At 73.6% G+C, this 10887-nt stretch carries 9 protein-coding genes; 3 read left to right on the forward strand and 6 right to left on the reverse strand.

Annotation, left to right across the window (positions count from 1 at the left end; all coding sequences use genetic code 11):
- The first annotated feature begins 60 nt into the window (after positions 1 to 60).
- Complete coding sequence (locus ABT160_RS35485; protein WP_351652097.1) at positions 61 to 600, forward strand: RNA polymerase sigma factor; 540 nt, start codon at positions 61 to 63, stop codon at positions 598 to 600.
- On the opposite strand, the gene ABT160_RS35490 is transcribed toward ABT160_RS35485, so the two are convergent.
- The 6 genes from ABT160_RS35490 to ABT160_RS35515 form a co-directional block, all read right to left on the reverse strand.
- Positions 601 to 939: a hypothetical protein gene (locus ABT160_RS35490; RefSeq protein WP_351652098.1), complete on the reverse strand. Its 339-nt coding sequence runs from the start codon at positions 937 to 939 to the stop codon at positions 601 to 603.
- Positions 936 to 2375, reverse strand: coding sequence for a PrsW family glutamic-type intramembrane protease (locus tag ABT160_RS35495; protein WP_351652099.1), 1440 nt, complete (start codon positions 2373 to 2375; stop codon positions 936 to 938). Before ABT160_RS35495 ends, ABT160_RS35490 begins: the two co-directional genes overlap by 4 nt.
- Entirely contained in the window at positions 2372 to 2698 is a 327-nt protein-coding gene (locus ABT160_RS35500; protein ID WP_351652100.1) for a hypothetical protein, read from the reverse strand. Before ABT160_RS35500 ends, ABT160_RS35495 begins: the two co-directional genes overlap by 4 nt.
- The gene (locus ABT160_RS35505) at positions 2695 to 5115 is read right to left on the reverse strand and encodes a hypothetical protein (RefSeq protein WP_351652101.1); all 2421 of its coding nucleotides are present in this window, start codon (positions 5113 to 5115) and stop codon (positions 2695 to 2697) included. The genes ABT160_RS35500 and ABT160_RS35505 overlap by 4 nt, the downstream gene beginning before the upstream one ends.
- A 103-nt stretch (positions 5116 to 5218) precedes the next feature.
- Positions 5219 to 6322, reverse strand: a complete 1104-nt coding sequence (locus ABT160_RS35510) for an alpha/beta hydrolase (protein WP_351652102.1) — start codon at positions 6320 to 6322, stop codon at positions 5219 to 5221.
- A 154-nt stretch (positions 6323 to 6476) separates the two neighbouring features.
- A complete protein-coding gene (locus ABT160_RS35515; protein WP_351652103.1) occupies positions 6477 to 8945 on the reverse strand; it encodes a helix-turn-helix domain-containing protein in 2469 nt (822 codons plus the stop codon).
- 156 nt (positions 8946 to 9101) lie between these two features.
- On the opposite strand from ABT160_RS35515, the gene ABT160_RS35520 reads away from it, so the two are divergent.
- Positions 9102 to 9329, forward strand: coding sequence for a hypothetical protein (locus ABT160_RS35520; RefSeq protein ID WP_351652104.1), 228 nt, complete (start codon positions 9102 to 9104; stop codon positions 9327 to 9329).
- A 172-nt stretch (positions 9330 to 9501) separates the two neighbouring features.
- Complete coding sequence (locus ABT160_RS35525; protein WP_351652105.1) at positions 9502 to 10650, forward strand: ABC transporter permease; 1149 nt, start codon at positions 9502 to 9504, stop codon at positions 10648 to 10650.
- Positions 10651 to 10887: the final 237 nt, after the last annotated feature.

The following is a 10887-nucleotide window of genomic DNA, read 5'->3' on the forward strand; positions in this document are numbered from 1 at the left end:
CGGCCCGTGGAAGACCGGCCCACGGACAACCGCCCCACGGCACGACCAGGGGAGCGCGCCATGCACTCCATGCACTCCATACGGAACACCTCCGCGCACCGTGGCGTGGAGGCGACGCACCCTGGCACCCCCCTGGAACTCGCCGCTCTCCGTACGGCCACCCAGGACCCCTACCTCCGCTACGCCCGCGCGCTGCTGCCGGAGGTGCAGGCGCACGAAGCGCTCTACGAGGCGTTCTCGACACTGCGCGCGTCCTTCGAAGCGGCCCTGGCCAGCCCGGACATACGGCGGTACGCCTGGCGGACCCTGCGCACCGCCGTCACGACCCGGGCCTCCCGCGACACGGACGGGACGCTCCTGCTGCCGCCCCGCCCCACCGCCGCACGGCACGACCAAGGAAGCCGTACGCCGAGCCCGCAGCTCCTCCGGCTGATCGGCACGCTTCCCGAGGCCCAGCTCGACGTCTTCGTCCTGCGCCACCTGTGCGCCCTCACCCCCGAGGAGACCGGACAGGTGCTGGGCGAACCGCTGTCGGCGACGCGCTCCGCCGAACGTCATGCTCTGCGCCTCCTCATCGAGTCAGCCTTCAGGACGTCGTAGTCACGAGCCGGCGGGGAACTGTCCGGATGGAAGGGGCGGCACGGAACTCCCCACCTCCGGCCGGGTAGCGGCGGAGAACTCCGCGTCCACCAGCGCCAGGTCGGCCTCCGTGGTGGCCCTTCCATGACGCCGGGCCAGGGCGAGCCAGACCAGGACGGCAAGGACCAGTACCAGCCACACGGTGGCCGACGCCGTCCCCGCGGCCTCGGAGGGGCAGGGGCCGCTGGGCAGCTCCCGGCCGCCCCGGTAGTTGGGTCCCGCGCACTGGGCGAACGCCGCGCCCGGCGCCGCGAGGACGAGGACCAGGGCGGTGAGCCCCGAACGGAACAGCACGGTCACAGCGCGACCCCCTGGTCGATGTGGAGCGGTGAGCCGGAGGGGAGCGCCGGAAGGCCCTTCAACTCCCTTACGTGGTCTGCCCGGTGTGGCAGCGGTTCGATCAACAGCCGCAGTTGCGCCTGCTGCAGGCGGATCAGGTGCCTGAGGCCCGCCGTCCCGTCGCGGCGCCACACCGCGAGTTCCAGCAGCAGGCGCCGCTTCGGCGAGAGCAGCAGGCCGCCCTCGGCCGGTGTCACGGCGCCCGTGCCCTCGCCGGTTCCGGCGGAGAGCGCGGCGCGCAGCGTCGCCTCCTGCGCGCGCAGTCCCCGCCTGAGCAGCAGGACGACCAGGACCGCGAACGGTCCCGCCGCGAGCAGGATGACCATCGGCACCCCGATCAGTACCCCCATCGTCTCGGCGCCGGAGAACAGGTCCTTGCGCCAGCGGTCCAGGACCGGCAGCAAGGCGTCGAACAGCAGGTGTCCACCGCACGCGGCCAGCAGCCCGCTCGCGCACATCGCCACGCGGTCGCGCCGGGTGGCCGCTTCCGTGGCCGCCCCGAACCCGGCCCCCGCCAGCGCGCCGAAGACGGCGTGCACCGTGAGCAGTCCGACCACCTGACGGGTCCAGAACTGCGCCGCCGGCTGGCCCGGCTCGATCTCGGCCACGTACCGCACCGTCTCGGTGAGGTTGAGCCCGATGCCCGCGGCGGCCCCCAGGACGAGGCCGGACACCATCCCGTGCACGCGGCGGCGGAAGACCAGCAGGACGAGCGCGACACCGGCCGCCTTGCCCAGCTCGGCGACGAGGCCCGCGTTCAGGGTGGCGAACCCCATCAGCGAGCGGATCGAGCCGCGCGGGTGCGCGAAGTCCAGCAGGTAGCCGCCCGCGTACCAGGCGAACCACATCACCATCACGAGCGCGAAACCGGCTCCTACCAGGGCGCCCCAGGCGAAGGCGAACACGGTGAGGCGGGCGGGCAGTCGTACGTACAACTGGGCGCGGTGCACCACGAGCAGGGCGGCGGCGGAGGTCGCCAGGCACAGCAGCGCGGTGAGCGGGGCGCCCGAGAGCGTGTCCAGCGCCATCACGGCGTACGGGAGGAAGAGGACGGCCAGCACGGCCGCGCGACAGACCCGCACGACCCCCGTACGGCCGGAGCGCGCGGCGCCGTACAGCACAGGGGCGAGCAGCAGCGCGACGCCCCACCCCGAGTAGAGGAGCACCCGCGTCCACCGGAGGGCCGGGGGCTGGGGAAGCAGGTAGATCCTCATCCAGGGCAGCGGGGACTTGATCTCCGGCGCGGTCCAGTACAGCACCTGGGCGGTGGCGAAGGCCGCCGAGAGCACGAGCGCGAAGCCCAGCGCGATGCGCCAGGGCCGGCGGAAGGCGTCCGGCGCGTGCCGTGGCACCGGGGGCGGGGCGGCCTGCGGCGCCAGTGGGGCGGGCGAGGTCACGGGGTGCCTCCTTGTGCTGCCGGCCCGGGGGCCGCGGTGGGGAAGCCGGAGGGCAGCTCGGTCGGGAAGCCCGTCGGCAGGGTGCTGGGCCATCCCGGAGGCGTCGCCCCGCCCGGCCGCGGCGGCACGACCGGCGCGTTCTCGGGCAGCGGGATGGGCGGGTCGGAGGTGAACCCGACCAGGACGCCGAGCACGAGCGCGACCGCGCCGAGCCCTCCCACGAGCGACATCAGGCGTGCGTGCGGGGGCCGGGCCGGGGTGTGCGGGTCAGGACCGTCGGCCGGGTCCGCAGGACCGGCCGGGGGCGGGACCGGGTGGGTCATCGGTACCTCCGGGTACGGGAAGGGGAGCGCGGGGCCGTGGCGACGGCGCGGCGCAGGGGACTGGCACCGGCCGCGTCCAGGCGGCGCCTGCGCCACCACAGCAGACCGGCCAGGGGCACCAGGAGCGCGGGCAGCAGGCGCAGCGCCAGGGCGCCGTTCGACAGGCCGTCGCCCGGTGCGTCGAGGCCCGCGGCCTGGCGGGGCGTGGGAGCGCCGAGCCAGACGGTGCTGTCCGCGGTACCGCCGGGCCAGGAGGCGTTCGACGCGCGCAGTGAGCGTTCCACCCGGGCCGCGTCGCCCGGCGAGGGCGCGTCGCGCATCGGTACCCGGGTCAGGTCCACTCCCCCGTAGGTGTAGGTGGTGACGTAGTCGGCGTTGCCGCGCGTCGTGCGGCGGGTGACCTTGAACTCGCCCTTGGTGTACGACCGTACGAACGCGTCGAACGTGTCGGTGGGCTTCCAGGAGGTCTTCGTCGGCCACGCGCTCGCGTCGCCGCGGTCGATCAGGGAGGCGTAGGTGGTGTGCCGGGTCCGGCTGAGGCCCCGGTACCACTCGGCCGCGACGCGGGCCAGGTAGACGCGGCGCAGGTCGGCGTACTCGCGGCCGGTGTTGATGGCCTTCTTGAGCTTCGTCAGGACCAGGTCGCGGTAGACCTGTTCGTTGTGCGTCTGGTCGGCGGCGCTCTGGCGGGGGCAGTTCTGCCCGGCCGTGACGCCCCGGGACTTGAGGTACTGGGTCTCCATCTTCACGTCGAGGGGCGCGTCCAGGATGTACAGCTTGTCGTCCTCCTGGTGCACGGTCGCGGGCGCGGGGACGATCCAGGTGCGGAAGGACAGGCACTGCCCCTTGATGCGCTTCCACAGGTCCCTGCCCGCCCCGGTGTCCGGGTGGATCAGGCGGCCGACGGTCTTCTTCATCTCCAGGTCCGCCTGGAGCAGCACCCGGCCCGCGTCGGTCGCGCCGAGACGGCGGTCCACGATGCGGTCGGGTTCGTCGGGGTTGAGGTTGACCCAGAAGTCCTGGGGGCGCAGGGAGAGCCAGACGAAGAAGGCGTCGGAGGAGAGGGTGGCCGCGCTCAGGCCGGTGCTGGTCCGCGCGTCCCCGCGCCACGGGTCGCGGCCCGCCTGGAAGGAGTACTGGAGGCCGCTGCCGTCGCCCGGGTCGGCGAGGTAGCGCAGTTCCATGGTGGTGAAGTCGATGCCGCCGGGGTCCATGGCGGAGGCGGCGAGGGCCTGGCCGAGGCCGGTGGACAAGGCCGCGGACCGTGCGGCTGCGTCGTCGTCCTTCTCGGCACAGGGGTCGGCGGCCCGCAGCGCCATGACGGGGACGGCGGGTACGGGAGCGCCTCGGCGCAGGGACTGGGCGTGGGGCGCCGGGGGCGGGCAGTCCTTGGCGGGCGATGCGTGGAAGACCTGGACGAGGGCGCTCACGGCCTTGTCCGTGTTGGCGTCGGCGAGGGCCTTGACCTGGCCCAGGTCGAGGGCGAGGGCCTGCTTCGTCTCCGCGTTGATCTCCTTCCTCCGCGCAGTCAGTCGACTCGTGATCTGTTTCTTCTTCTTCGCGTGCTGCTCGGGCGTGCCGGAGCTCGCGTCGATCTTCTTGAAGCGTTCTGCCTTGAGCTTGAGGGCCTGGACGGACAGCCCGTACGGCCGGCCGTACCCCGTTCGCAGCGACAGCGGGTGCAGCTTGGCGCACATCTCGCACTGCTGGCGCTCGGAAGTGGCGTACAGCCGTGCGCTGTCCGGTATGTGGTGGGCGCGGCGGTAGTCGGCGAGCAGGTCCTCGGAGTGGATCGAATCCTCCTCGTTCCCCTGCTCGTCCTCGTCCTTGGTGACGTTCAGCGCGCTGATGGTGATCAGTTGGAGGTGCCCCGCCTCGCGGATCCGCGTGACGGCCTTGGGATCGAGGAACGCAGCGACGGAGTCCAGCCGGACCCAAGAGGCACGCCAGTACTGCCCGTGGGTGTTCGGCTTGAGTTCCTTGTCGCTCTCCTGCATCCGCTCCCAGTCGTCCCGATCCACCGCGGTCGGATCGATGAACTCCACGGCTCCGTTGCGCATCTCGTCGAACGCGGCCTCGCTCTCGGCCTTCTTGTCGGCTTTCAGCAGTTCGCGATAGAGCTGCACGCGCAGGTCGGTGACCGGAAGCAGCAGCGGGTGCAGGAGCGGGTTCTCGACGCCCTTGACCTCGGAGAGGTCCAGCCCCTCGGCGGCCCCGGGGGGCCGCACGTCCCCGCCGGGGGAAGCAGACGGCTTCGGGGGCGGCGTGGCCGCCGGAACGGCGCGGGCCTCCGGCGCCGTTCCGCCGCCGACGAGGGCGAGGGCGACCCCCAGCACCGCCAGCAGGTGGCCCGCGCGGGTGAGGCCCCGGGTCCTGGGAGCGCGCGGCGGGCGCGCCTCGGGAGGTGGTGCGGGCATGGCGGTCTCCTGGGAGGGCGTGGGGGGTGGCTACTGGGTGTACTGGGTGTACGAAGACGTGGGCGCGGGCCCGTCCCGTGGGGTCGGCCGGCGGCCGCTCGGGTCAGCCCGCGGCCGCGAAGGCGGCTTCGAGGCGGGGGACGTAGTCGGCGAAGGCCGGTGCCCAGCAGCCGTAGTTGTGGCCGCCGTTGCAGGTGGGCGCGAGGGAGCTGCCGTTCCCGTAGTCCACCAGGCGACTGGGGATCTTCAGCTGGTCGAGGCGGGACTTGACGGTGGCGGAGGCGGCCGAGGTGTGGACGTCGACGATGTCGTTGTTGCCGGTGTAGAGGGTGACGCCGGTGCGCGACAGCTTGGCCAGGTTGGACGGCGCGGCCGGGTCGAGCTCGTTCCAGACGTGGTCGGCGCCGAAGACCGGGTAGGGCGAGCCGAAGATCGCGTCGCTGTCGACGTACGGGCCGTAGCCGGTGCACTCCCCGGAGCCGGACGAGCTGGAGGAGTTGCTCACCGCGCACCAGGCGCCCGTGGCGTTGAGTTCGGTGGCGAGGACGGTGGCGCGCACCTGCCACATGCCGAAGTCGACGGCTCCCGACAGCGCGGCCACGTGGCCGAAGAGCGCGGGGCGGGCCTCGGCGTAGTGCAGCGAGCCGTAGCCGCCCATGGACAGGCCGACGACGGCCCGGTGGTCCCGGTCGGCGCGGGTGCGCAGGTTGGCGTCGATGAACGGCACCACCTGGTCGAGGTGGAACGCCTCCCAGTTCGCCTTGCCCTCGGCGGTGTTCTGCATCACCCAGTTCGCGTACCAGCCCTTGAGGCCGCCGTCCGGTACCACGGTGATCATCGAGTCGGAGTGCAGCGCGGGTGCCGCGACGACGTCGTCGACGGTCCCGCCGCCGCCGTGCAGGAAGTACGTGACCGGCCAGCGCCGCCCGGGGTCGGACGCGTACCCGGAGGGCAGCAGGATGCGGATCTTGTGCTTCCCGGACAGTTGCGGGGTGGTGACGGTCAGCGTGAAGTCGGTCGGGCTGTGCACCTGCGTCTCGCCCGGCACCAGGGTCAGGCCGTAGCCGTCGGTGAAGTCGGGGACGGCGGACGCCGTCGCGGCGGACGCGGAGGCGGCGGGCGGTGCCGCCGCGTGCGCGAGGCCCGTGCCCGCCAGGGGGGCGAGCGCGAGGGCCGCGCCGATCGCGGTGAGGCGCAGGGACTTCATCGGGAACCTTTCGTCGGGGAGGCTCGCGGCGCGGTGGCCGGGCGGCGAGCCGGACGTCCCGATGCTGGTCCCTCGTACGGTGGTTCAACAGGCCAGACGACCGGCCATCGCTGTCCGGTCGCTCAGGGTTTTGTGCACCCCGCCTCCCGCCGGGTCACTCACCTGCCCGGACATCCCCCGGCGGGGTGGAGGGCGGGGCCGGGGCGAATCCGGTCGGGGCGAAGGACCGGTGCCGGTCGCGGAAGGTGCGCCCGAGGTGGTGCTGCAACCGTACGTGGCGGAACTGGTAGACGGCCCCGGTCTGGCGCAGCACGCCCCGGCGGTAGGCGTCGTCCAGGAAGGCCGCGGGGTCCCAGGGCAGGCGTCCGGCGATCGGCAGCCAGACGCGGGCGAGCACCAGCCACTGGCCCCAGGCCGTGAACACGAGCACGTACGAGGCACCGCCGCCGAGCCCGCACACCGCTCCGAAGAGCACGCTGTCCGAGACCTCCCAGTTCAACGGCCCCGCCACGCCGCGCAGCAGCCGGACGATCAGGTAGCCGCCGACGGCGATGGTCAGGCTCAGGACCGGTGCGAGGATGAGGAACTGCCGTGCCGCCGTCGCGCGGTTGGCGGCCAGCAGGCTGACGGGCGTGGCCGCCGCCGTGACGTCGACGGGAACCTCCAGGGCTCCCATGAGCCCGAAGACGACGCCTCCGGCGGTGCCGAAGATCAGCGCGAAGATCACCATGTTGAGCACCGTGCCGACCAGGACGTCCTGGTTGATCAGGGGGATCCGCAGGACCAGCACCCGTTCGAGCGTGAGGGCGAAGCCGCAGCCGAAGCCCGCGACCGCGCCCCCGAGCAGGCCCTGGGCGAAGTGCGCGGCCGCGGTGCGCAGGGGCCGGCGGCCGGGGCCGCCGCGCCCCGGGCGGAGCACGAGCCGCACCCGGGTCGGTTCGAAGGCGGCCCTGCCGTACTTGTCCGCCAGGGCGTACACCACGCCGAAGGTGAGCCCGGCGGCCGGTCCCATCAGGAGCCCCTGCACCAGGAGTTCGGCGGTGGAGAGCGGGTTGATGAGGAAGCCGACGGCCCAGTCCGCCAGGGTCACGCACAGGGTGGTGGCCAGGGCGAAGGCCGCGGTGCGCGACCAGCGCGACAGCGAGCGGCCCAGCCGCCACCACGCGAGGTCGTGGCGCTCGTGGCCGAGGCGGACCAGGTGGTGCGCGAGGTAGCCGAGGTGGCGCTCCGCCCGGGCGGGTTCGGAGTACGCCGCCTTCGCGCGCCCCGGCTCCGTGCCCCGCTCGGGGGCGCGGCGGCGGTAGACGGCGGGCACGAACCCCGCCAGCAGGTGCTCCTCGATGCTCCGCACGGAGGGGAACCGGAAGGGGTCGAGGAGTTCGGCGGGGTCCCGCAGCTCGTTCTCGCTGTACAGGGTGCGGGCGAGGGCGACCATGAGCGGCGTGCGGAGCACCTCCGCCAGCCGTGCGTGCTCAGGGTCGCGGCCCGTGCGCAGGGCCGCCAGGACCTCGTCCCACGCCGTGCCGGGCGTGCGCGGCGCACCGGTCGCGGCCGTGTCCGGCCGTACGGTGCGGGCCGTGCGCGGCAGGTAGTCCGCCAGGTCGTCGAGGGTGAGGTCGGTGAGCTCCACGGCCCCGGCCCAGACCAGCGGGGACCGGGCCACCCGCACCGCCTCCGCGTACTCGTCGCGCCGGCTGGTGAGCACGAGCGGGAGGGAGGACGCGTTGAGCGCTTCGAGCGCCTCGGGGCGCAGCCCCTCCGCCATCTCGTCGAAGCCGTCGAGGACCGGGAGGACGAGATCGGCGTCGATCAGCGCGGCGGCGAGCGTCGACCTGCCGGGGCCGCGGCGCGACAGGTGCGGGTGGTCGCGCAGCAGACGGCCGACCATCCAGTCGCGCAGCGCGGTCGTCGACGGGTCCCAGGAGCCGATGCTGAAGATCACCGGCACCCGTCCGTACGGCTCCGCGGCATCGAGCAGGTCCAGGGCGAGCCGGATGGTGAGGACCGACTTGCCGGAGCCGGCCCTGCCGAGGACGACCAGGCGTCCGGAGGGGATGCCCCGGTAGACGTCGGCCGTGTTCCGCAGGTCGCCGTCGAGCCGCACCCGGCCCGGCTCCTCGCCCGGCCCGAGGCGCTGGACGTTCTCGGCGTGGTCGGACAGCCACGGCGGCGCCGGCTCCCAGCGCACGGGCAGCGGGAAGGGGTCGTGGACGCGGCGCTGTTCCTCCTCGCGGCGCCAGCGCCGCCGGACCTCGCCCGCCAGGTCGCGCAGCGCGTCGGCGAGGGCTCCGGGGACCACCGGCGGGGGCTGCGGCCCGCGCCCGCTGGCATCGCGCGGCGCGGCCTCCGGGGCGGTGGCCTCGGGGGCGTCCGCCTCTCGGCCCTCGGGTGGAGCGCCCGCCGTCCCGGCGAGGGTGGCGGCGAGCAGGAGGCGGTCGTCCTCGCAGAGCTCCAGCGCGTCCGCGAGGCGGTTGAGGGTGTCCGTCCGGTGGCTCGCGGACCCGCCGCTCTCCAGCCGCCGGATGGTGCGCTCGCTGACGCCGGAGCGGTGGGCCACCTGCTCCTGCGTCAGGTTCGCCTCGTCGCGCAGCCTGCGCAGCAGCGCGCCGACGTTCTCCGCCATCCGCCAACTCCCCCGAGTCACCCGTTCGAACGCCCACGAGACTACCCACGCCCCCCACCGGCCACGAATGTCCGGTCGCCTGACCTGGCCGATCAGCGACACCACGGCGACCGTGGGAGCGGACCCCGGGACGATCGACGAAAGGCGTGGCCAGAGGTGCCCAACCGCTACTGGTGCGGCGCGTGCGAGTTCAGGACGCCGTGGCTGGACGAAACCGAGGGGGTGCGCCAGTACCTCGGCCACTACGCCCTCAAGCACCCCGCCGAACTCCCGGACGGCCAGGTGGAGTCCCGCAGGTTCGTCCTACGCCCGAGGACGGGCTGCCTGCTCGTGGCCGCGCTGCTGGTGATCCTGCTGTACGCCGTCGGCGTGTGGCGCCGCTGAGACCCCCGTACGGCCGAGGGGGCATGACCGTACGACCGATGGGGCACGACCATACGGCATTGACGCGGACGCATCAGATTGGCCGGATCCGGCGGTCGCCTCCCGCGCGGGCGGCGACGACCTGCACCCACCCGCACACATATGACCGAAACAAGTGTTTTACGGTGTTGTCATGGCCGGTCCCACAGCAGACACACCCAGCACCCCTCCGCACGACCCGCACGGCGCCCAGGACACGCAGGGCACCGACACCGGGGCCCACCACACGCACGGAGCCCACGGCAAGGTCCCCTCGCCCTCCCAGCGGTGGCGGCGCTTCAAGGACTCGCCCTTCCTGCCCGCCGTGGTCCTGGTGTTCATCCTGGCCGCGGCGGGCGGCCTCTTCGCGGGCAGCTACACGTACACCATGGCCAACCCCACGCCCCGCCACGTCCCGACCGCCGTCGTCGGGTCCTGGGACTCCGACCGGGGCAAGCAGTTCGTCGCGGGCCTGGAGAAGCAGCTCAACGCCTCGCTGGAGCTGAAGCCGTACGCCGACGAGGCCGCCGCGCGCCAGGCGGTGGACGAGCAGCAGGTCTTCGCGGTCCTGCGCGACTCCGGCGACGACCGCGTCGGGCTCGACGTCGCCGGGGCCTCCGGCTCCTCCGTGGCGCAGCTGCTCCAGCAGGCCGCGCCGGCCGTCGGCGAGCAGATCGGGGTGCCCGTCACCGTCCGGGACGTCAAGCCGATGCAGCCGGGAGACCCGCGCGGCATGGCCATCTTCTACATCTCGCTCGCTGCCGTGATCATCGGTTTCGTCGGCGCCATCCAGCTCAGCGTGCACGCGCGGGGGCTGAACCCGCCGGAGCGCATCGGGTTCACCGCGGCGTACGCCCTGCTCGGCGGGTTCACCATCGCCGCGGTCGTCGACTGGTGGCTGGGCGCGGTGGACCTGCCGTTCGTGCAGTCGTGGCTGATCCTCGCGCTGACGATGTTCACGTCCGGGATGGTGTTCACGATGTTCAACACCCTCTTCGGCCGGTGGGCCATGATCCCGACCTGGGGCCTGATGGTGCTGCTCGGCAACCCCTCGTCGGGCGGCGCGGTCTCCTGGCCGCTACTGCCCTCGCCGCTCGGGACCATCGGCCGCTGGCTGCCGCCGGGGGCCTCGGTGAACGCCCAGCACACGGCCGTGTACTTCGCCGGGCACCAGCACCTCTTCCCGTACCTCGTGCTGGCCGGGTGGGCCCTGGTGTCCTGCGCCGTCTTCTGGACCTGGCGCCACCGCCACCCCGGCGGGCGCGCCTCGACGGCGGCGCACGCGGCGGTCGCCGCCGCCTGAGCCGGCGGCCGGGGCGGAGGGCCCGTTGCTGCGGATGGTGGACATCCAGGCGGGCGTACCGGCAGGTTTTCCGTTCTTCCGCTGAACGGGGCCGACCATGCGGAGATGCCTCAGCACTCCGCTCCGCAGCAAGAGCCCGCCCCGGCCTCCTCATCCGCCGGCCCCTCGCGCCGTGCCGTCACCGCGTCAGCGGTGGTCGCCACGGCGGCCCTGGCCGGCCTCCCCGGGGCAGCGGAC

It is taken from the genome of Streptomyces sp. NPDC001941, from assembly GCF_040296945.1.
In the GTDB taxonomy this organism is placed as follows: domain Bacteria; phylum Actinomycetota; class Actinomycetes; order Streptomycetales; family Streptomycetaceae; genus Streptomyces.

Coding starts and splice junctions, on each gene's coding strand:
- ABT160_RS35485 (WP_351652097.1), top strand. CDS start 61: ATGCACTCCATGCACTCCATACGGAACACCTCCGCGCACCGTGGCGTG.
- ABT160_RS35515 (WP_351652103.1), bottom strand. CDS start 8,945: ATGGCGGAGAACGTCGGCGCGCTGCTGCGCAGGCTGCGCGACGAGGCG.
- ABT160_RS35510 (WP_351652102.1), bottom strand. CDS start 6,322: ATGAAGTCCCTGCGCCTCACCGCGATCGGCGCGGCCCTCGCGCTCGCC.
- ABT160_RS35500 (WP_351652100.1), bottom strand. CDS start 2,698: ATGACCCACCCGGTCCCGCCCCCGGCCGGTCCTGCGGACCCGGCCGAC.
- ABT160_RS35525 (WP_351652105.1), top strand. CDS start 9,502: ATGGCCGGTCCCACAGCAGACACACCCAGCACCCCTCCGCACGACCCG.
- ABT160_RS35505 (WP_351652101.1), bottom strand. CDS start 5,115: ATGCCCGCACCACCTCCCGAGGCGCGCCCGCCGCGCGCTCCCAGGACC.